19 protein-coding genes are annotated in these 20,809 nt (G+C 43.4%); 8 read left to right on the forward strand and 11 right to left on the reverse strand.

Going from position 1 to position 20,809, the window contains the following annotated elements; translation table 11 throughout:
• Positions 1 to 84: 84 nt before the first annotated feature.
• The 6 genes from ACAM37_RS05180 to tolQ all read right to left on the reverse strand — a co-directional run bounded on the left by ACAM37_RS05180 (position 85) and on the right by tolQ (position 5,509).
• Positions 85 to 597 (reverse strand): DUF4870 family protein, encoded by a 513-nt coding sequence (locus tag ACAM37_RS05180; protein ID WP_007116703.1) that lies wholly within the window; start codon positions 595 to 597, stop codon positions 85 to 87.
• Between the two features lie 74 nt (positions 598 to 671).
• Positions 672 to 1,676 carry a hypothetical protein gene (locus ACAM37_RS05185; RefSeq protein WP_369626778.1) on the reverse strand — a complete coding sequence of 335 codons (1,005 nt, stop codon included), beginning with the start codon at positions 1,674 to 1,676 and terminating at the stop codon, positions 672 to 674.
• 61 nt (positions 1,677 to 1,737) lie between these two features.
• Positions 1,738 to 3,048 (reverse strand): TolB periplasmic receptor, encoded by a 1,311-nt coding sequence (locus ACAM37_RS05190; RefSeq protein ID WP_369626779.1) that lies wholly within the window; start codon positions 3,046 to 3,048, stop codon positions 1,738 to 1,740.
• Positions 3,049 to 3,174: 126 nt separating this feature from the next.
• Complete coding sequence (gene tolA, locus ACAM37_RS05195; protein ID WP_369626780.1) at positions 3,175 to 4,140, reverse strand: cell envelope integrity protein TolA; 966 nt, start codon at positions 4,138 to 4,140, stop codon at positions 3,175 to 3,177.
• Positions 4,141 to 4,256: 116 nt separating this feature from the next.
• Positions 4,257 to 4,724: a protein TolR gene (gene tolR, locus ACAM37_RS05200; RefSeq protein WP_369626781.1), complete on the reverse strand. Its 468-nt coding sequence runs from the start codon at positions 4,722 to 4,724 to the stop codon at positions 4,257 to 4,259.
• Positions 4,725 to 4,780: 56 nt separating this feature from the next.
• Positions 4,781 to 5,509, reverse strand: coding sequence for a protein TolQ (gene tolQ, locus ACAM37_RS05205; protein WP_369626782.1), 729 nt, complete (start codon positions 5,507 to 5,509; stop codon positions 4,781 to 4,783).
• A 543-nt stretch (positions 5,510 to 6,052) separates the two neighbouring features.
• Here tolQ and ACAM37_RS05210 point away from each other — a divergent pair.
• The 3 genes from ACAM37_RS05210 to ACAM37_RS05220 all read left to right on the forward strand — a co-directional run bounded on the left by ACAM37_RS05210 (position 6,053) and on the right by ACAM37_RS05220 (position 8,584).
• The gene (locus ACAM37_RS05210) at positions 6,053 to 6,631 is read left to right on the forward strand and encodes a TerD family protein (RefSeq protein WP_007116710.1); all 579 of its coding nucleotides are present in this window, start codon (positions 6,053 to 6,055) and stop codon (positions 6,629 to 6,631) included.
• 67 nt (positions 6,632 to 6,698) lie between these two features.
• Positions 6,699 to 7,301, forward strand: coding sequence for a TerD family protein (locus ACAM37_RS05215; RefSeq protein ID WP_007116711.1), 603 nt, complete (start codon positions 6,699 to 6,701; stop codon positions 7,299 to 7,301).
• A gap of 86 nt (positions 7,302 to 7,387) precedes the next feature.
• The gene (locus ACAM37_RS05220) at positions 7,388 to 8,584 is read left to right on the forward strand and encodes a S1 family peptidase (protein WP_369626783.1); all 1,197 of its coding nucleotides are present in this window, start codon (positions 7,388 to 7,390) and stop codon (positions 8,582 to 8,584) included.
• Positions 8,585 to 8,737: 153 nt separating this feature from the next.
• Here ACAM37_RS05220 and ACAM37_RS05225 read toward each other — a convergent pair whose 3' ends face one another.
• The 3 genes from ACAM37_RS05225 to ACAM37_RS05235 all read right to left on the reverse strand — a co-directional run bounded on the left by ACAM37_RS05225 (position 8,738) and on the right by ACAM37_RS05235 (position 11,403).
• On the reverse strand, positions 8,738 to 9,472 hold the full coding sequence (locus tag ACAM37_RS05225) for a hypothetical protein (protein ID WP_076776097.1): 735 nt from the start codon (positions 9,470 to 9,472) through the stop codon (positions 8,738 to 8,740).
• A 172-nt stretch (positions 9,473 to 9,644) separates the two neighbouring features.
• Complete coding sequence (locus tag ACAM37_RS05230; RefSeq protein ID WP_099808000.1) at positions 9,645 to 10,016, reverse strand: hypothetical protein; 372 nt, start codon at positions 10,014 to 10,016, stop codon at positions 9,645 to 9,647.
• A gap of 268 nt (positions 10,017 to 10,284) precedes the next feature.
• Positions 10,285 to 11,403 (reverse strand): DUF805 domain-containing protein, encoded by a 1,119-nt coding sequence (locus ACAM37_RS05235; RefSeq protein ID WP_369626784.1) that lies wholly within the window; start codon positions 11,401 to 11,403, stop codon positions 10,285 to 10,287.
• A 255-nt stretch (positions 11,404 to 11,658) separates the two neighbouring features.
• Between ACAM37_RS05235 and ACAM37_RS05240 the strand changes: the two genes are divergently transcribed.
• Positions 11,659 to 12,612 (forward strand): LysR family transcriptional regulator, encoded by a 954-nt coding sequence (locus ACAM37_RS05240; RefSeq protein WP_369626785.1) that lies wholly within the window; start codon positions 11,659 to 11,661, stop codon positions 12,610 to 12,612.
• Between the two features lie 46 nt (positions 12,613 to 12,658).
• Here ACAM37_RS05240 and lipB read toward each other — a convergent pair whose 3' ends face one another.
• Both lipB and ACAM37_RS05250 read right to left on the reverse strand, forming a co-directional pair.
• Entirely contained in the window at positions 12,659 to 13,339 is a 681-nt protein-coding gene (lipB, locus tag ACAM37_RS05245) for a lipoyl(octanoyl) transferase LipB (protein ID WP_369626786.1), read from the reverse strand.
• 44 nt (positions 13,340 to 13,383) lie between these two features.
• Positions 13,384 to 14,727 (reverse strand): calcium-binding protein, encoded by a 1,344-nt coding sequence (locus tag ACAM37_RS05250; protein ID WP_369626787.1) that lies wholly within the window; start codon positions 14,725 to 14,727, stop codon positions 13,384 to 13,386.
• A 314-nt stretch (positions 14,728 to 15,041) separates the two neighbouring features.
• On the opposite strand from ACAM37_RS05250, the gene ACAM37_RS05255 reads away from it, so the two are divergent.
• The 4 genes from ACAM37_RS05255 (at position 15,042) to aroQ (ending at position 20,771) form a co-directional block, all read left to right on the forward strand.
• A complete protein-coding gene (locus ACAM37_RS05255) occupies positions 15,042 to 16,556 on the forward strand; it encodes a protein adenylyltransferase SelO (protein ID WP_369626788.1) in 1,515 nt (504 codons plus the stop codon).
• A gap of 141 nt (positions 16,557 to 16,697) precedes the next feature.
• The gene (locus tag ACAM37_RS05260) at positions 16,698 to 19,004 is read left to right on the forward strand and encodes an NADP-dependent malic enzyme (RefSeq protein ID WP_050324403.1); all 2,307 of its coding nucleotides are present in this window, start codon (positions 16,698 to 16,700) and stop codon (positions 19,002 to 19,004) included.
• A gap of 83 nt (positions 19,005 to 19,087) precedes the next feature.
• On the forward strand, positions 19,088 to 20,269 hold the full coding sequence (locus tag ACAM37_RS05265) for a tRNA nucleotidyltransferase/poly(A) polymerase-related protein (RefSeq protein ID WP_369626789.1): 1,182 nt from the start codon (positions 19,088 to 19,090) through the stop codon (positions 20,267 to 20,269).
• Between the two features lie 10 nt (positions 20,270 to 20,279).
• On the forward strand, positions 20,280 to 20,771 hold the full coding sequence (gene aroQ, locus ACAM37_RS05270) for a type II 3-dehydroquinate dehydratase (RefSeq protein WP_096488860.1): 492 nt from the start codon (positions 20,280 to 20,282) through the stop codon (positions 20,769 to 20,771).
• Positions 20,772 to 20,809: the final 38 nt, after the last annotated feature.

Here is a 20,809-nt window from a genome sequence, read left to right on the forward strand (position 1 = left end):
TATTAACTACCATATCAGCTATCAACCCAGAGTATTTAGAATATAGATTGCAGGATTTAGCTTTTAACGTCCTATAATCAAAGACTAAGGCACAGCTCGACCATTTGACAAGGCAATCCAACCACGAATAATGCGATACAGATGCCATAAGACTGTGGCGACGATTATCAGGCCGCCTAAAGCACCGACAATAAAACTACCACCCATCGTATGATTACTATCAACGGCGGCGCCAAAAAATAGCCCGCCAGTCGCAAAAATCACCATGACAAAACCAATCACCCAAAAAAATATACTGTACCAAAACGTTTTGATTTGCCAATCAAAGTGACTATAAAGCCACGTGTTTCTAGCCTCATCGCGCTTTAAGTAATTCATCACAATCGGAATAATCCAAGTCAGTCCCGCAGTAAAATAACTAAACAGCGCCAACGCATAAGTAATGTGGTTATAACTGATTTGGCTTTGGGTCACCGGTAAGTTTTGACTAAGCTGCGTGTATTGCGGTAACGCTGATGGATAACCATTCGCCCCACTACCAAATTGTGGATTGGCTGGGTCAGGTGTGTGAGCATCTGTTGGTTTTTCTAGGTTCATTATAATTTTCCATTAATGATTATTACTTTTTTTATCGGGTCATACACTAGAATTTCAATTGATTGTTATGGACTTTAGGGTGTTACCCAAATCGGCTCTCGAATGGTAAATGGTTGGTGGTTGCTATCGGCAAACTCGATTGTCCAGCTAGCAGGCGACTGCTGCAATCTCAATGACTCAAAAGTCGGTACTGGGATGATTTTTATGCGGTTTTTTGCCGAATACAACAAATAGTTGCCATCGGGCGAAAAGTTGGCAGGTTCAGCCAATCCTTCATTATTGATAGCGATGCTTTTTTTAGTTGCCATATCTGCAAGCCTGCCTTGGCTATTATCGCTGACATAAGTGATTAAACGCCCCGAGGGACTAATCCGAGCTATGGCATTGGTTTTACCAGGCAAGTTTAAAGGCAAAAATTGTTGTTTTGCAAAATAGTATTGATAAAGTTGCGGTTGTAAAAATTTGGCTTTATCCGACGTAAATATAAAGGATTGACCATCTGGCAACCACACAGGGGCTAAATCAATTGCTGGTTGATGCGTCAGTTGTTGTTTTACATTGCCGCTGCTATCGGTCAAAAAAATCTCTGGATTGCCCATTTGGCTATTTGCTAGTAACAATTGGCGCCCATCAGGGGAGATTGCGCCACTAAAATTATGGGTGCGTCTGCCAGAAACTGCAGAAATCTCAGTGACTTGCAAAGTCGCTCTATCAAGGATAACGACTTGAGGATAACTGTTGCCTGCTTGAACCGTAAAAATCAGGCGGTCGCCTAAGCGACTGGCGGATAAGCTCATTATCGTCCCATTGACCTTATACAAAGTCTTTGGGTCGCTGCCATCGATTTGGGTTTCAATCAGCTGCGCTTGGCGATTTTCCCCAAATCCGGTTAAATAAATAAAAATTAACTTGCCTGACAGCTGGCTAGCATCCATGTGCGGCAAATTGGTTGGCGCAGTCGCTATGACTTTGGGCAGTGAGGTCGAACTTTGCAAGGAGGTGCTAGATATGTTTGTTGATGGCGAATGCATGGTCTGACACCCTGTCATCGCCAAGCTAATTGCCATGACAATTGCCATAACAGCGGCGCACCATAAACGGGGTAAGAGATAAACATGCTTCATGTTATTTGAAGTTTCGTTAAGGTAAAACATTATTGGCGTCTGGATTGAGCCAAAGTGGTCCATAAATCAAGCCATTGGGTACGCCATTTTGGGATGGGCTAATGCTGATGGATTTGCCATTGGATACAATGGTAATGACATTTTTATTGGAGTAAATATAGTGTTGTCCATTGGGTGAGACACCTGGGGCTTCACTTAACCCAACGTTATTTACAGCGGTTACCGAGCGCGAACCTAGATCCATCACCACGCCTTGATTGGCACCCGACAAATAGGACATTTTTTTACCATCATTGCTAATGCGCCCCATACTGCTCAGTCCGCCGCCTGTCAAACGCTGCTCACTACCGGTTGCCAAATTGTATAGATAAATTTGACCTTTATTACCGCCTTTTTTGCCACCGGCTCTATCTGAAGTGTAGACAAATGATTGCCCATCAGGCGCCCAACTAGGATAAATAGCCCCCACAGGGTCATTGGTCAAGCGACGAGAATTGCCACCTTGCGCCAAATAAATCTGCGGTATGCCATTCTCAAAACTGCTACTAAATATCACGCGACCATCTTTACTCACGGATGCGCCATAGTTCATGGCTTTAAAATTCGTCAAATTGCTGACTGCCCCACTGACAATATTGGCAGACATGACCTGCGGATAGCCTAGCGTGTCGGGCTGAACTTGGAAAGTAAAGGTTTGATTGTCAGCAGAGGTATTTAGGGTTTTAATGGTACCGTTAAACTCATAAATCACTTTTGGGTTAAACCCATCCACATCAGAAATGACCAAACGTGACACACGGTTTTTGGGCTTGCCTGTTTCAACCACATACGCAATGCGCCCAGAAAAATCGCCTTTGATGCCTGTCAATATCTCATAGATACGGTCAGCAACCTTATGCCCTGCCATACGCAAACTTTGTGAGTTATTTTTGCTGGTGACGGTTTGCAGACCTTGCATCACCTCGCCTGTCGCCACATTAATCACTTCAAAATTGATTTCAACATTGCCACGATTGCTGCGCGTATTGCCAACCACCAAATAAGGCACGGCGTTATGCTGCCAGACAGGCAAAGTGACTTCACTACTGCTATGAGGCCGCTCTGGTAAATTACTATCTAAAGTAAATTGCCCCAAATTGGTCAAATCATTGGTGATGATGCCCGAGATACTCTCTGCCCCTGCAAACGGCACAATGGCGACTTGCAAGTTAGAGCGTGGTGCCTGCTTGACTAGAGTAAAGTCAACATTATCGGCAGCGTTCGCTAGAGGTGGCATCGCAGTGGTAGCCAAGGCAATGACTGCCGCTTTCAAAAAAGTCTTGTTCATAATTAGCCTGCAACATTTATAATTATTAAAAAAGTGGTTTTAAAATAATAGCATTGTTTTAATCGCCAAAAAAGATTGGGCAAGGCTAGGCGCTACAACACTGTTTAGCTTTACTATTTGACTTTACTATTTGGCTTTAAAATTGCCCGTCATGGTTCTTGCCCCATTTGGCGGGGGCGGCAGCGGACTTGATTGGTTGATTGCTTGTTGTAAGCTTGCTTTAAAAGCGGCATCACTACTGCCGCGAATAGTGATATTACTGATTGTACCATCCGCAGCAATGCTAAATGACGCCGTTAATGAATTGCCATTACTATTGGTTGGTACATTCCAATTTGCATCAATCATCGCCATGACTTGGCTGACATAGCCTGCCGAACTCCCACCCGATGCACCACCACGTCTGTTAGAACCTTGACCGCCAGATGATTGTGATTGCGCTGCACCTGTAGATTGACCATCTTTACCCAAATCCAGTGATTTTATATTATTGTCACTTTGCCGCTCGCTATTGGCATTGAGATTTTTATTGTAGGCGGCATTGTTGGCGCGTATTTCGTTTTTTACCTCATCAATATTGCTTTCGGCAATTTTATAATCTTGCAAATTTCGCTGCTGGGTTTCATTGCGCTGGTTTAATTCATCAATCACGCTCTGTCTTTCAGCTGCTACTTCTCGGTCTAGCTTTTCAGCAAATAGCGCCTGCTCTTTTTCCCATTGCGCCTGCTTGGCGGCTAACGTATTTTTAACCGTTTCAATTTGATTGGTTGATGTCGAATGGGGCGTATTCATTGGCACAGTTGATAGGGTTTGCGAATTTAAAGACGGTGTGTGAGCGTCAGCCATCTCGCCAGCCGTGGCTTGGTTTTGCGCAAGCTCATTTTGTTGGTTGGCTTTGATTTGCTGTTGCATTGCCGACAACTGCTCAGGGGTAATCAACGAGGTTTCCATGGGCGCTGGCGGGGTGTTATGATAAAAGAAAAACAATAACCCAACCACCAACGCATGGGCAATGGCACTGAGAACAATCGCCCATACCGGGTAATCGGGTGTTTTGACGGGTACATAGACTGAGGTCACTTCAGCATACATCGTCTCAGTATTTCCTTATTCTAGCAAAAATGTTCAATCAAAAATTAAAAGGTCATCGTATTAGAAAGCTACTTGATTAAAAAGCTACTTCATTAAAAAGCCATTTGATTAAAAGGCTATTTGCTGGCTGGTTTTGGCGGTGCCGTTAACAAGCCAACCTTTTGGATGCCCGCTTGCTGCAAGTTTGCCATCAATTGGATAATATCACCATATTGGTTATTTTGATCGGCATTAATCATCACATTGACATTGGGCTTACCATCGAACTGGTATTGAGGCTGAGATTGCAAATTATTCAAAGTCGCAATTAACGCCGCTTCGCTCATTGGCTCATCGGTTTTGTCTTGGGTACTTAAATATAGCTGCCCATCAGATTTTAGCGACACAATCACCGGTAACTGCGTGCCTTGCTGTAGTGATTTGGTTTGCGCTTTTGGCAAATCAATATCCACTCCCGTCGTTAGCATGGGCGCGGTCACCATAAATATGACCAGCAGCACCAACATAACATCAATATAAGGCACCACATTCATACCTGCATTGAGTTTTTGTGGACGGCTACGGCTGTAAGGGTTTGCTTTCATAGTGTCAAGTTGTTCAATAAAATTTATCTAACATTTATTTAGCATTTAGCGTTTATCTAGCGAGCGAGCGGTGGCATCATAGCAGGTGAATTCAGCCCTGTCGGTAAATTGGTAGCCGTATCCACAGTTTGTCGCAACAACATGCCTGTCATCTCATCACAGAACAGGCTACGACTTTGATAAACTTTATCGTTTTTTGCGGTAAAGTGGTTGAAAGCCAGTGCCGCTGGAATCGCAGCAAACAACCCGAGCGCCGTGGCAATCAAGGCTTCGGCAATACCAGGGGCAACCGCAGCCAGTGTGGCTTGCGCAGAAGTCGATAAGCCCATAAAAGCCGTCATAATCCCCCAGACCGTGCCAAGCAGACCGATATAAGGCGAGACCGAAGCAATACTGGCTAGTAACGGCAATCCTTGCTCAAGCTCAAGTTGTTGACGCCCTAAGCCAACGCGAAGTTTGCGCTCGACGCCTTCAATGACGTCGCTACGTGCTTGGGTGTTTTTGAGCAGTTTTAAAAATTCACTAAAGCCAATAAAAAAGATTTGCTCAAGTCCACTTCTATCTGGGTTACCTTGAACGCCTTTGTATAGGGTTGGCAATTCAACCCCGGACCAAAAGGTTTTTTCAAAATAATTATCGGCGCGCGTGGCAACTGCCAAACGACTGCTTAAACGAAAAATAGTGACCCAACACAACAAAGAAGCAAATAATAAAATGCCCATGATAATTTTGACGAAAATACTGGCATGCGTCACCAAACTAACGAGATCAATCGAGCCTTCCATAAAGTTATGCTTCCCCAACCATCTAAATAATTAAATATAAATAACTAAATATAAATCACTACATATTTTGATGCCAGCTTGTCAACAGCCTGCCAGCCATACCCGATTAAAACCAAAAACTAGTGCAATTATAAGGTCGAGCACTAGAATTAACATAAGCATATTGTAACCAATAACATTGGCTAATCGTATAAAAACTTTTGGTAGATTTTATCAAGCAGCTTGACGGTCAAAGTATTAGAAATTCCCGCAGGTGACAAGGCTGCCATCAGTTGATTTTGGCGCGGGCTTCAGCCTTATAGGTGTCGCTGTGTTCTACTCTTTTCTTACTCATGGTAAACTCTGGTTTAGGATGCAAGTTTAGTAAATATTTTTCTTCCGTTTTTTTTAAGCATACCTCAAAAATTTTAAAATATTTTTTGTATAAAGCGTTAAGCTAAAGAATAGAGCTTTGACTTTATACAGATAATTGTTTAATTTAAGGGAGGAAAACACCCTCAGAAAAATTTTAGCTAATTCAATATTATAATATAGGAGATACAAATGGCTATTTCACTTAATAAAGGCGGTAACTTATCCCTGTCAAAAACAGATCCTACCCTAACACGGTTATTAATTGGTCTAGGTTGGGATGAGCGTGCCACATCAGGGGCAGAGTTTGACTTAGATGCCAGCGTATTTTTGCTTAATAATACAGGCAAAGTACGCGGTGACCATGACTTTATTTTTTACAACCAACTAAAATCTGACAACGGTGCAGTTGAACATACCGGGGACAACCGCTCAGGGGCAGGTGACGGTGATGACGAAGTGATTAAAGTCAACCTGTCACAAGTACCAGCCGATATTGAAAAAATTGCTGTTACTGTGACCATCCACGATGCCCAAGCTCGTAATCAAAACTTTGGTCAAGTATCCAATGCCTTCATTCGTGTGGTCAATGAAGAAACAGGGGCAGAGGTAGTACGGTTTGACTTAGCAGAAGACTATTCAATCGAAACTGCCATGGTATTTGGCGAAGTCTATAAACACAATGGCGAATGGAAATTTCGTGCGGTGGGTCAAGGCTATGCAGGTGGCTTAGCAGCTATGTGCCAACAATATGGCGTAAATATCGGCTGAATCGGATTTTAAGCTGCAATTTACCATTAAAATAATGATAAAAACTCATTAAATAAAGGATATGAAGATGGCGGTTAGTTTACAAAAAGGGCAAAAAATCTCTCTCGATAAAGAAGCAGGCACGGCACTGACTCGTATCAAAATGGGTCTAGGGTGGGATGTTGCATCCACCCCAAAATCCGGTGGCTTTTTGGGCAGTCTATTCGGTGGCGGCGGTAGTAATGATAGTATCGATTTGGATGCATCTTGCATTATGTTTGACGCGAGCAAACAGCCCATCGATGCAATCTGGTTTGGTCAACTGCAGTCAAAGGACGGTAGTATCGTTCATACAGGCGATAACCGCACAGGCGCAGGGGATGGCGATGATGAAGTCATCAATGTCGATTTATCTCGTGTCCCTGCTCATGTACAGTCACTGGTATTTACCGTCAATAGCTTTACGGGTCAAACGTTTGAAAAAGTTGCCAATGCGTTTTGTCGTATCGTTAATGCCGGCAATAATAGCGAAGTGGCTCGCTATAACTTATCAGCCCAAGGCAGTCATACCGCGCTGATTTTAGCAAAGATTTATCGCCACAATGGTGAATGGAAAATGCATGCCATTGGTGAAATTGCCAGTGGTCGTACCTTTCATGATTTGATGCCTGCCATTACACCACATGCCTAAATTTAAATTGTAGATAACAATACCCTATTTGCTGTCAATGGGGTATTTTTTTATTCGGATAATAAAAAAAATAATAAGGAAACACGATGCCAACTTTGGTACTTGGGGCAAATACGCCTATCCCCCACACGCCTTGCCAAGTGACAGTAACTAGCCAAAATGCCAATCGTTTTGGGATTGAGATGGGCTGCGTTTGGATAGCGATGGACGCGAGTCGCCGAGCAACTACCAGCCCTGCTTATCTGCATGAAAGCAAAGATTGGGCAGCGCTGACAGTCGAGAGTGAGAAAAGCCATGTTTGGACATTAGACTTAGCCCATGTGTTTTCACAAAATCAAACCCAGTATCTGCAACTGATCGTGTATGCTTACCAAGACGCGAGTGTGATTGCCCCAGCCGTGGAAGTCAATGATCTGGGTATCAAAGTCGGTAGTGATATTGACTATGCGTTTCATACCCCAGAGCGCCATATCAAAGCCAGTATTGTACTGGAGATCTACCAGCGTAATGGGCAATATAAATGCCGAGCACTCGCGGAAACATCTAGTCAAAGTCTAGCCAATTTTGCCGAACGTTTACAAATCAGCCTTGACGCCCGTTACCCTAATAACATGACGACAGGCAACGTTTTGCACGCCCTACCAGACAACAGACGTCCTCGCCCTCAGCCAGGTGACACTTGGACTGGGACAGCTTTTGCGATTGACCCCTATCATTTACTCACTTGTGAGCATGTGGTGGACGGGGCAACGCAAATCGCACTGCGTCAACAAGGTTATCCCGACATGGAATGCCAAGTGGTGCTAGCAGATGAAGGTAGTGATACAGCGTTACTTAAAGTCAATCAGCCTTTACCAAGTTATCTGCCTCTGCGAGAACGTGGCTATGATTTGCTGGGTGAGCAGATTACCACGCTTGGTTTTCCGCTAACAGGTCTTGGTAGTCAATTACAAGTCACCCAAGGCAATATCGCAGGGCTACAAGGCATTGGCAATGATATTCGTTTTATGCAGTTTACTGCGCCAATTCAGCCTGGCTCAAGTGGCAGTCCGCTCCTGCTTCCCACAGGCGAGGTCGTCGGTATGGTTACCCATACCATTGCCAATACTCAGAACATGAATTATGCAGTCAAATATCAATTATTATCTGCGCTTTTAACCAGTTGCGGTGTTAATGTGAGCGAGCTTACCCACACTATTAGCCAAACACCGCTACCGCTATCCACGCCTCAGATTACCAAACAGAGTAAATCTGCTTTGTGGTTAGTTGGCTGTGGGGCGTGACAGCTTTTTATCAGACTGAACTTATCGGAGTCAGCAGAGAAGATATACAATCAAAAAAGTTAACACTCTAGACGCATAAAGATTAAAAAATCACTTAGTCAAGCGCTAAAGCTGCAGCAGATGACTAAATGTGTCTAGATTTTTGGTGGCTATTCACGGGTCGGCAATAAAATGCTGTGTTTGGGCATAAGATTGCGCTTCTGATTTAATTAGCGCCAACCATTCATTGGCAATGACGGGATGCGACTGAAAATATGCCATCATCCAATTGGCTAACGGCTTAGGCACAGGCACAAATTGGGTGGAAGGCAAAATGGATTGGACGCCATTGCCATTGGTGTCATCGCTGTCATACACAAGCTCAACCTGTGGATTTTTTTGAATAATTTCCACCCCCGTAATCTGCCAATTGGTAAAAGCATTATCAATCGCATAGGGCAACGATTCTGCTTGAGATAATTTTGATTGTAGATAGATGGGCTCAAATGTTTTGATGGTATTCACCCAATGCAAGCGTAATGCAATGTCAGGGTGTTGATAAAACACCACCAATTTGCCAGCAAACTTTATTTGCCAAGGATTAACAACTTGGTGGAGATGAATGCCAAGCATTTGCGCAAATTGCTCTCGCGTCAGCAATCGATCAAAGCTTGCTAGCAATTGACCATTTAGCGGATGTTGCAGTTTGAGTAGGTCGGATAAATACTCATAATGGTAAATAAACTTCATAGGCCGGTGCTGTGAGATAAGCACGTCCGTCACTTGACACCGATGCACTTTCCACTGCGGCATGGTATCAGTGATAAGCGCAAGCAAATCTATGATTGTGTTATTGTTTGTACTCTTGGCTATAGTTTGTGTATTAACATCCGTTTGAGTGACTGGCAAGGGATTTCCTTTTAAATGATTTGTCTATCTAAATGGTTTGTTTATCTAAATGATTTTTTTCATCATAATAGCTTTATTATAAAACTTTTTTCATTTATTTGAGCCAAAAAAAATCATTACATGGTGAAATGTAATGATTACTCAAAAAAACTGTGGTAGTTAAAAGTTACAGTTAATAATAAGCAGCGTTTAGCAATAAGGCGACCGCTAAAAAGAACCAAATCATAAAGACGGTACTAAGCCATTTACGATGATAGCGCCAAGACTCATCATCGATTTTATTATCGGTTGCCCAATCATCCACTAAATCATCTTTGGCTGATTTTTTTGGTAGCTTTTTTGGTAGCTTTGCAGACTTTTTAACGCTATCTTTAAACCGCAAGTCTTTGGTTAATTGATTGTCCTCATCTTGCATAGTAAAGAAATTAGACGGGCAATCTGCCAAATATGTTTGCTGACTATCGTAGCGCGGTAATAGGGATTTAATAGTTGCCTGACTATAATCACTCTCACCCACGTCACCAAAAACTAATTGAGACGCCAAACTTTGAGATGCTAAGCCACTCCTTATATTGTCATATGTTTTGTTAATCTTCATGTTAAATACCCCTTCTTGATAAGTAACATTATAGGGATATCGCGGCGTTATTTAATCATAGGTTTGATTGTGGTTTTGTTATACTCAGCTAACTTGTATTAGCAAATGTGCAGATTTGAAACCGTTTGTAAACCACTAATAATTAAACTCATTGACAGTTAATTTATATTTTGGTCATGATTAAACCATTTATTTAACCTTTACTTTAAACAACTTATCTTCTATCGATGAATATTTGTTGTTCAGAGGCTTTGACAAAGTCTTCATAAGAAACCACCCCTTGACTGCCCATGGCATTCGTTGTTGGATTACTGCCCGTCTGCGCGCGCTCATTTGAACCTTGATTTAGGTTATTGGAATTTGAGCTATTAGGATTTAGGGTATTGGGATTAGCGGTGTCAGTTGGCGCCTCAGGCATCTGATTAGTCCTACTTGGCGTATTGGCAAGTGTATCTGTTGACACTTGATTGGTGGTCATAGCGGGATTGACATTCGCTGGCGCGGTGGGTTGTGGGGTGGAAGCCACGCCGTTCCCTAATTGCTCACCGGTAATTACCACCGCTTCTGTTCTTAAATTCTCTGGTTGAGTGGTCGAAGCGGCAACAGCGGAAGCAGTTGCAGGCAATGCCTGTGACGATTGACTAGGTTTTGCTGCCGTCACAATGACATTGTTTTGAGTGTCTCTATTATTTTTCATCGCTTGGTAACTGTGATAACTCTGATAACTGGGCACGACAACTTGGGTTAACAAACCGATGAGTGACATGACTAACAGCGGAATCAATAGCATCAGTACCGTTTTTAACTGGCTAGCAGGTCTAGCAGGTAAGCCATAATAATTGGCGCCTTCACTGCCTTTGACTGCTAGCAAGTAAAGGTAAACTAAGACATTTACCCCAGGGACTAGCATCAATAGCGCAAGCCACCCTGTTTTGTTAAGATCATTGAAGCGGCGTTTGCTAACGGCAAGCTGTAGATAAAACAAAACCGCCACACCAATACTACTTGCACCAAGCAAACTCATCGGCAACTGCTCACTACTGGCATTTACCATGCCTTGAAAGCCACCAATCATCACAAATAGCAAAGCGACCAGCATTAATGCTATCAACGCATTGAAGGTGGAATACGCTAAAAACTGAACACGGCTAACCCGACCGTGCCAATCAAAAAACCGACGATTATTAAAGCCTTCATGCAGCTCGGTTAACGTGACAAAAGACGTACCAACTTCAGTTTCAATTATTTCATCAACTTGATGCACATTATCGAAACTGGGTTCAATCGGGGGTAAAGACTGGGCTTTTTTTGGCTTGGGTAGACGGATGGCCATAATGAGCAACTTAATCTAGAGGTTTAAACTTTTTTTAGCGTAAGGTTTTTAGCATAATATTTTTAACGTAGTATTGCCCAAATTTTATAATATATTGGTTAGAATATCTTGAAATGGCGACATAAATTTGACATTTTTTGTAACATTGATTTAGTGACATTGATTTAATGGTTTGGCTTGATAGCAAATTTATTGAATGAGTAAACAGCTTTTAACCCCGATAACACAACGCTGTAATTATCATTGAGTATTGATATGGATATTTCACAACTCACTTATTTTGTGGTAGTGGCAAAAGCAGGCAGTTTTAGCCAAGCTGCCAAAACCTTGGCTATATCGCAGCCATCGTTAAGCCGCCATGTCCAGCAACTTGAAAGCGAGCTGGGTGTCGAGCTGCTGGATCGCTATCACCGCCCAATGACCTTAACTGCAGCAGGGCATTTTTTTTTGGCACAGATTGAGCCAATATTGTTGCAACTTGAGCAAGCCAGTGAGTTGACTCAGCGCTTTGCCCAACCGCATCGAACCAATCATCTCACGATTGGATTTGTCGCCTCAGTGCTATATGGTTTGTTGCCTGAGATTATTTCTACAGTCAAACAGCGACATCCCAATTTGGATATCAAGCTGGTCGAAATCAATTCAGAGCAGCAAATGTCAGCGCTAAAGTCGGGAGACATCGATGTAGGGTTTGGAAGATTTCGGCACAGTGACAACTTTGTGCAACAGATATTTTTACGCCATGAGCGCTTTGTGGTGGCGCTGCCGATGGCGCACCCCTTGGCAACACGCCCCGATGATATCGGCATCGCATTCAAAGAGTTGCTAGAAGATACCCTCATTTTGTATCATCGCACGCCCTTGCCAATGCTGCAAAATCCGCTATTTAATGGCGAAACTGACCAACTCATGTATTTGTTTGCCCGCTATCAGTTGTCACCTCATTTGACCACCAAAGTGCGCGATATCCAAATTGCTTTGGGCTTGGTGGCGGCAGGTGAAGGTATCACCTTAGTGCCTGATAGTTTAAAAACCGTCCGTACCGAGCAAATTCATTATCATCGTCTACGTCACGAAGATGCGACAACCCCGATTTTTATGAATGTACTGGCACACCAATCTAATCCGTATATTGATGATTTACTGCAGGCGACTTACCAAGTGTATGAAGCTAAAGGCATTACCTACTCTAATCAATCGTTAAATTAAAGACATTTATATTAAAGGCTCTTATATTTAAGCCTTTAGTAAAATTTTATTTGCTTAGGCTAAATTGACGCTCTTGGTTGACACGGCTGATAAATTGATGGGTAAATGCTTGATAATCCACGTCCGCAAAATCTTCTAGACGCAACATGGTCATGCCGGCATAGCCACAAGGGTTAATCATTTGAAATGGGGTCAAATCATTTTGTACATTGATGGCGATGCCATGATAACTAAAGCCGTGTTTTATCTTAAATCCCAGTGAGGCAATTTTACCAAGTTCTAAATCGTCTTGGTTATACACATACACCCCTGGCGCATCTGCACGCGCTTTGGCATAAAAATCTGGCGGCAAATAAGGCGTGATGACATCAATGATGATGTTTTCAGCTTTGCTGACCAAATCGCGCACGCCCCACCCCAAGGCATTTAAATCAAATAAAAAATACACCACCAACTGCCCATGACCGTGCCAAGTGACTTGACCGCCACGATCGGTGTGGATTATGGGGGTATTATCTCTTTGCAAAATATGTTCAGGTTTGCCAGCTTGACCCAGTGTAAACACATTATCATGATCTACAATCCATAACTCATCAGCGCTAAGCTGCGCCTGCTCGCTGCTGGCAGATTTTTTTTGCTCGATACGTGATAACACGCGCGCCAGCATCGCCGCATGGGTGGGTTCATATTGAGCGTTTTGCAAATATTTAATTTCTAATGGTAACATCGCATTTCCTTGCAGTATCTTTTTGTGTTTGTGTGACAAACCGCTTATTTGTCGTTTGTAGCAGTAAGATTGACTTTGCCCAGTTGTAAAAGAGATTTTTCTAGCACTGGCTGATAATCAGTCATATCACGCTGCGCGACTGAGCCAAAATTTGTTAATTGACTGGTTAATTGACTGACTGGCATCAGCATCGCAGGGTTGGCGATACCGCTTTTTGCAAAACCGATGGCTAAACTGGCATTATCGCCGCCCAAATAAAAATCTTTGATGGTAAGTTGATCGTCAGTCGGCGTATGGTTGTTCTCGTTGTTATTGGGCGAACTAGTTGCAAAATCCAGCGTTAAGTCCTGCTTTTCTTGAGTGACCAAGCTGAGCTCGTCATAGGCTCTATCCGCAAGATAAAGCGTATCTTTGCCACCGCCCGCATTGATGATGGTATCATGACCAAATCCTTTGGTGAAATAATATAAATCATTGCCCGTGCCACCCACTAGCACATCATCACCGGCATTGCCGATGAGCACGTCATCATCAGCACCGCCTAGCAGCCTATCTTGACCGCTATTACCCACTAGCACATCGTCCCCCTGACTACCCCATAATAAATCCCCCACGCCCTGCTGTCCAAGTATAGAACCGTCAATATGGTGATTGATGATGACGTCATTAGCTAAGGTGCCAAAATGCTGGTTAGCTTTATTGGCAAGGGATTTGGCTTCATAACTGTTCCAATCCAGTGGCTTGCCAAATGCTTGCTGATAATCTTGCGATATACGCGAAATAGCAAAACGGTTATTCAAGAACACCAAGGTATTGTATTCATCATACGTATAAAGTGGCGCGTGAAGCTGCCCACTGGGCAACATGCTCTGATTGAGCACTGCCAATTGGGTTATTTTATCGTTTTCACTGATTGCTTGGCGCATGATTTCATCGACTTCAGTAAACACATCTTTATCTTGCGGTTTTGCCGCGTTATCGAGCCACAAGGGTTTGACAAACCGTTGATACCCCAATTCTTTTGCCACCAAAAACTCATAATAAGTTGCCTCACCCTCCGCTTTGGCGCGTGCCATGCCATAGGCTTGTGGCGTATCAAATTGATACAAATTGTCTTTATCACTATTGATTTGTTGGTATTGACCGGTTGCGTGCCCTAGCTCATGGGCGATGTTCAAAAAATTTTTATAACTTTTAGCAATATGAATGGTATTGCCGTAGGCTTTTGCGCCGACACCAACGGTGGTATCTTGCTCATCAATGAGTAAGTTACCTTGAAATCGATTGAGCAAATTGACCAAGGTAGGCGATTTTTCGATATCTTGGACATTAAATCCCGATTGAACCAGATAAACATTGTTGGGATTGTTCAGATCTAACGCAGGCATGACCTTCCTTTACGTAAGTGGCTTTTTAGGTAGTTTTTTAACTGCTTTTTTTAAGCGGATCTTCTAACAAGTAACACTTAATGACAGCAAAAAGTGAGTTTTACAGCGGTAATGATTCATGCACAGTTATTGCACAGACCCTATCGTCGGATAAAGGTATAGTAAGCAATATAAATTTTAAAAAACGTCAGCAAGCTTAATCAAATTTTCAGCCGGCTGTTAACGCGCTATTATAGCGCAATTAATGACTTAAAACGCCCTAAACAGGGGCATTTAACCTCCAGATTAGTCATGCCTATAAAAATGGAAAAATTATGAAAATCGAAAACTCGTATGCCTCGCTCGATCCAAGGCTTTATCATAAACAACCCCCCAAACCGCTCACCAACCCGCAAGCAGGGCATTTCAACCCGCAAGTCGCCCACCAAATTGGCTGGGCTGATGATGAATTTTTAAGGCAGCATTGGGTCGAAATCTTGGGCGGCGACATCGTTCCCGACGGCTTTGAACCATTAGCCATGGCGTATGCTGGACACCAATTTGGGCAATGGGCAGGGCAATTAGGTGATGGTCGTGGTCTATTACTCGTGCAGGTAATCGATAAAGACGGACAATTAACGGATTTACATCTGAAAGGGGCAGGATTAACCCCCTACTCGCGCATGGGGGATGGTCGTGCGGTGATTCGAAGCGTCGTGCGAGAGTATTTGGCAGGTCATGCGCTTAATTGCTTGGGTATTCGGTCTAGCAACGCGCTGGGCTTTGTGGTTTCAGATACCCCTGTCAACCGTGAGACACGTGAACGCGGCGCTGCGCTACTACGTACCGCAGATTGTCATATTCGCTTTGGGCATTTTGAATGGGTGGCAAATTATGCGCCTGATTTATTGCTGTATTTTACCCGTTATGTCATCAAAACCTATTTCGCCGACTGTTTTGACACTGACACGCCCATTCAAGATTTTTTAAGACAAGTGGTTGATAAAACTGCCAAAACTCTTGCTGATTGGCAGCTGATTGGCTTTGCCCATGGGGTGATGAATACCGACAATTTATCTATCACCGGTGCGACCATTGATTTTGGTCCTTATGGCTTTATGGAGCGCTTTAATCCGATTTGGATCAACAACCATTCTGATTACAACGGGCGTTATGTTTATCAAAACCAGCCTTCCATTGGACTTTGGAATTTGTCACGTCTGATTACCTTATTTTTACGCCTTAATGGCGAAAAACTGACCGCCAATCATCCGCCAGAAACCTTGTCGCGCGAGCAGTTAACCGACATTTTAGACAGTTTTGGTGAGATTTTTTATCAGTATTATCAGCAAGGTCTCTGCCAAAAATTTGGCTTAGCCATCAGTGAAGAAAACTGTGACTTTGCTTTGCAGTACTTGGAGATCATGCAGCAAAACAAACTCGACTTTACCAATAGCTTGCGAGCGCTAGTAGCAATCGTTGCTGACGCCAAACCTAATGATAAATTAAACCTATTACATGAATTTAATTTACTTAATCAGTTGAAAATTTCAATTAGCAGCGGTAACGGTCAAGCCAATGCCACCTTAGCGGATTGGATTGCTACCTACCATACCAAATTACAGCAGGATTCTTTGCCGTTGGTAATGAGCCACAATCCCGTGTATGTCCTAAGAAACAGCATGGCACAGCAAGCCATTGAATTGGCTGAACAAAATGACATGAGCGAGGTAAATAGACTGTATCAGCTACTGGCTAATCCTTACCAAGTTAGTGCATTAGCCAAGCCAAGTGACACCGAGCCACCGTTGGCAGATGCGCCTGAAATATGCGTCAGCTGCTCATCTTGAGGTGAGAGGCAAGGTCGTTAGCGCGATTTTTTACCTAACTAGTTTTATTTTTTGCCGGTACTCAACTAGTCATCAATCTGTCAATAGTGCTAGAATAGCGAACACTACGATTCGAAAACGACTGTCGCAACGAAGGATATTATGGATAAATTATCGCCGACCAACAATGGCTTATCAGACAAAGAATTATTTGAACAAGCCGCCTTGCATTATCATGCCAATCCACGCCCAGGTAAAATTTCTGTTACCCCCATCAAGGCACTTGCCAACCAACGGGATTTGGCACTTGCCTATTCGCCTGGCGTTGCCATACCTTGTCTAGAAATTGAAAAAGACCCCAAAAAAGCCGCGCTTTATACCGCTCGTAGCAACTTAGTCGGCGTGGTGACCAATGGTACCGCTGTTCTAGGACTGGGTAATATCGGTCCTTTGGCATCAAAACCTGTGATGGAAGGTAAAGGCGTGCTGTTCAAAAAATTTGCCGGCATTGATGTGTTTGATATTGAAGTGGCACAAAACGATCCGGATAAATTCATCGAAGCGATTGCCTCTTTAGAACCTACCTTCGGCGGTATCAATCTTGAAGATATCAAAGCACCTGAGTGTTTTTATATCGAAAAAGAACTGCGTAAACGCATGAATATCCCTGTGTTCCATGATGACCAACATGGCACCGCGATTATTGCGTCTGCGGCGTTATTAAACGCGCTACAAATTACCGGCAAAAAAATCGAAGATATTAAAATTGTGGTCTCTGGTGCAGGTGCCGCAGCAATTTCTTGTTTAGATTTGATTTGTGCGTTGGGCGCAAAAAAAGAACACATCTTTGTAGGCGATTCAAAAGGCATCATCACCAGCAACCGAGCAAACCTCGATGAGTCAAAACAGCGTTATGCCCGCGATACCGAAGCCAAAACCCTATCGGATGTGATTGAAGGCGCGGATATGTTCTTAGGTCTATCTGCCGCTGGCATGCTGACCCAAGATATGGTAAAACGCATGGCGCAAGATCCCATTATCTTTGCCCTAGCCAATCCAAACCCAGAAATTCTACCTGAAGATGCCAAAGCGGTGCGTCCCGATGCGATTATTGCCACAGGTCGCTCTGACTATCCAAACCAAGTAAACAACGCACTGTGTTTCCCGTATATCTTCCGTGGCGCGCTTGACGTCGGTGCCACGACCGTCAACGAAGAAATGAAAATTGCCTGCGTGCGAGCCATTGCTGCCATGGCACATGTGGAAGCCACCCCACAAAAAGGTCAAAAAACGGTGGATGAAACCCAACGTTTTGGTCGCGAATATTTAATCCCGGGACCGCTAGAGCCAAATTTGATTTTGGAAATTGCACCAGCGGTTGCCAAAGCGGCAATGGATTCTGGCGTTGCCACGTTACCCATCGAAAACATGCGTGCTTATCGCGATAAACTCTCAGAGTTCGTTTATAACTCTGCATTCTTGATGAAACCTATTTTCACCCGTGCCAAACAAGAGCCAAAACGTATTGTTTACTGTGAAGGTGAGGATGAAAACGTATTGCGGGCAGTGCAAGTGGTGGTGGATGAAGGCTTGGCAAAACCTATCTTGGTCGGTCGTCCAACCATTATTGCCAACCAAATCCAGCGGTTGGGCTTACGTATGGTGGCAGGTGAAAACTATGAACTAGTCAACATCGAAAGCGATCCACGTTACAAAGACTACTGGCAGTTTTATTATGAGATGAACAAACGCAATGGTGTGACGGTTGAATTGGCACGTCGTGATGTTCGCCGTAAAACTTCTTTGATTGGCGCGCTAATGGTTGAACGTGGCGATGCTGACGGTATGATTTGTGGTACGTTTGGTTCATACCACTTGCACCTAAACTACGTGCAAAATGTGATCAAAAAACAAGCAGATGCTAAAGATTTTTATGCGTTAAATGCCTTATTGATTCAAGGTCGTAACTTGTTCATCGCTGACACTTATGTGCATGAAGACCCAACTGCTGAACAACTAGCGGAAATGACGGTATTAGCAGCGCAAGAAGTCCGCCGCTTTGGTCTTGAACCGCGTGTGGCATTGTTATCACATTCAAACTTTGGTTCATCTGACTTTGAAAGCGCCAAAAAAATGCGTCAAGTCTATGATTTACTGACCGATATGAATGTTGATTTTGAGTTTGACGGCGAAATGCATGGTGATACCGCGCTTGATGACCGTATCCGCCATGCCTCATTCCCATTTAGTAAGCTTACGGGTTCAGCCAACCTACTCATCATGCCAGACTTAGATGCGGCTAACATCGCATTTAACTTGCTAAAAACCGCGACCAATAGTGTTACTGTCGGTCCATTGTTATTGGGAGCGCAACGACCTGTCCATATCTTGACATCTTCTGCGACAGCACGTCGTATCGTCAACATGACTGCTGTAGCGGTAACGCAAGCGCAAGAATTGGCAAAATAATTTTGTGTTGATTGATAAAACCAGTTTAGTGCTCTAAACTGGTTTTTTTATGGGTTTAATTTAGTTAAAACATCGGGGTAATCATGCAAGTTTATTTGGTCGGTGGTGCGGTACGCGATTATGTATTAGCGCGAGAGGTCACTGAACAAGATTATGTGGTAGTCGGCGCAACGCCTGAGCAGATGCTGGAACTGGGATTTTCGCAAGTAGGTGCCGATTTTCCGGTTTTTTTACATCCAAACACCCATGACGAATATGCACTGGCTCGCACAGAACGTAAAAGCGGTAACGGCTATCTTGGTTTTCACGTACACGCTGACGCTGCTGTCACCTTAGAAGAGGATTTAGTCAGGCGCGATCTCACCATCAATGCCATGGCCATAGAAGTCAACGGCTTGTTTGACAGTGGTTTTAAACAGGGCAAATTTGATGCCCTCGATATCATTGACCCGTATGGTGGCTTAGCAGATATTGAGCAAAAAAAATTACGCCATGTGTCAGCCGCTTTTACAGAAGATCCGGTACGTGTATTGCGCCTTGCCCGTTTTGCCAGTCGTTATGCCCCGCTCGGATTTACAGTCGATGAGTCAACCGCTAAACTTACCAGCCAAATGAAAGCCGCAGGTGAGCTGAGTCATCTTGTCGCTGAGCGGGTATGGTCAGAGACGTCAAAAGCGTTAACGCAAGCTTGGTCGGATATTTATTTTGAGACGCTTTATCAGCTTAATGTCCTTGATGTCATTATGCCAAAATTGTATCAAGCATCGAATGATAATCCTAAGCAATGGCAATTAATGTTATCTGCGCTGCGAATGGCGGGAGAGCAACAAGCGGACAACGTCATGAAGTTTGCTTTGGTTGCAACCTGCTTTAAGTCTGATCAGCAGCTTAATAACCGAACCACTGAGTATTTAGAATTTTGCCAAGGTTTAAAGGTACCAAAAAACACTGAGCGATTGGGGTTATTTATTATTGAGCATTTTGATGAATTAAAAAATTTCGATCACTTAACTGCGGAGCAATTATTTGAACTGTTAAGATTAACTAATAGCCTTAAAGACACCTCACTTTTAGAGCAAGCCTTACAAGTCGTTCATCTTTATCAACAGGTCAAACAAACCGCGCTGTTAGCCACCATCAAAACGCAATTAACGCAAATTTCTGCCAAAGATGTGGCAAGTGAGCTGACCGGCAAACAGATCGGTGAAGCCATTGACAAGTTAAGGCTGCAAAAACTTGAGGAAATTTTAAATCACCCACGATAAAGGAAGCATCATGACGACAACGACAGCAATAGCAACAAAGACCCAACTAACCCATGTGTTAGTATTAAATGGTCCCAATCTCAATTTGCTTGGCAAGCGAGAACCAGAAATCTACGGATTTCAAACCCTACAACATATTGAAGATGATATAAGACAATTAGCCAGCAAGCATCAAGTCAAACTCACCTGTTTTCAAACAAATCAAGAATCTGCCCTCATTGATAAAATCCATCATCACGGTTTATTGACCACAAATCCTCACGAGCTGATTGACGCGATTATCATCAATCCCGCTGCCTTTACTCACACATCGGTAGCAATTCGCGATGCCCTACTCGCCGTAAATAAACCTTTTATAGAAGTTCATCTTTCCAATATTCACACGCGTGAGCCATTTCGACAGCATTCTTATTTTAGTGACAAAGCTGAAGCCGTCATCTGTGGTATGGGCGCTTTTGGCTATACTGCAGCGTTTAATTATCTGGTTCAAAAATATCAGTAGCAATACAATTTAGCCTAAAATCAATAGCAACATGGCAG

This window comes from Moraxella sp. K23 (assembly GCF_041154765.1).
In the GTDB taxonomy this organism is placed as follows: domain Bacteria; phylum Pseudomonadota; class Gammaproteobacteria; order Pseudomonadales; family Moraxellaceae; genus Faucicola; species Faucicola tetraodonis.

Bases quoted from the DNA above. Each gene is read 5' to 3' on its own strand.
- ACAM37_RS05180 (WP_007116703.1), bottom strand. From the start codon at position 597: ATGAACCTAGAAAAACCAACAGATGCTCACACACCTGACCCAGCCAAT.
- ACAM37_RS05185 (WP_369626778.1), bottom strand. From the start codon at position 1,676: ATGGCAATTGTCATGGCAATTAGCTTGGCGATGACAGGGTGTCAGACC.
- ACAM37_RS05190 (WP_369626779.1), bottom strand. From the start codon at position 3,048: ATGAACAAGACTTTTTTGAAAGCGGCAGTCATTGCCTTGGCTACCACT.
- tolA (WP_369626780.1), bottom strand. From the start codon at position 4,140: ATGTATGCTGAAGTGACCTCAGTCTATGTACCCGTCAAAACACCCGAT.
- tolR (WP_369626781.1), bottom strand. From the start codon at position 4,724: ATGAAAGCAAACCCTTACAGCCGTAGCCGTCCACAAAAACTCAATGCA.
- tolQ (WP_369626782.1), bottom strand. From the start codon at position 5,509: ATGGAAGGCTCGATTGATCTCGTTAGTTTGGTGACGCATGCCAGTATT.
- ACAM37_RS05210 (WP_007116710.1), top strand. From the start codon at position 6,053: ATGGCTATTTCACTTAATAAAGGCGGTAACTTATCCCTGTCAAAAACA.
- ACAM37_RS05215 (WP_007116711.1), top strand. From the start codon at position 6,699: ATGGCGGTTAGTTTACAAAAAGGGCAAAAAATCTCTCTCGATAAAGAA.
- ACAM37_RS05220 (WP_369626783.1), top strand. From the start codon at position 7,388: ATGCCAACTTTGGTACTTGGGGCAAATACGCCTATCCCCCACACGCCT.
- ACAM37_RS05235 (WP_369626784.1), bottom strand. From the start codon at position 11,403: ATGGCCATCCGTCTACCCAAGCCAAAAAAAGCCCAGTCTTTACCCCCG.
- ACAM37_RS05240 (WP_369626785.1), top strand. From the start codon at position 11,659: ATGGATATTTCACAACTCACTTATTTTGTGGTAGTGGCAAAAGCAGGC.
- lipB (WP_369626786.1), bottom strand. From the start codon at position 13,339: ATGTTACCATTAGAAATTAAATATTTGCAAAACGCTCAATATGAACCC.
- ACAM37_RS05250 (WP_369626787.1), bottom strand. From the start codon at position 14,727: ATGCCTGCGTTAGATCTGAACAATCCCAACAATGTTTATCTGGTTCAA.
- ACAM37_RS05255 (WP_369626788.1), top strand. From the start codon at position 15,042: ATGAAAATCGAAAACTCGTATGCCTCGCTCGATCCAAGGCTTTATCAT.
- ACAM37_RS05260 (WP_050324403.1), top strand. From the start codon at position 16,698: ATGGATAAATTATCGCCGACCAACAATGGCTTATCAGACAAAGAATTA.
- ACAM37_RS05265 (WP_369626789.1), top strand. From the start codon at position 19,088: ATGCAAGTTTATTTGGTCGGTGGTGCGGTACGCGATTATGTATTAGCG.
- aroQ (WP_096488860.1), top strand. From the start codon at position 20,280: ATGACGACAACGACAGCAATAGCAACAAAGACCCAACTAACCCATGTG.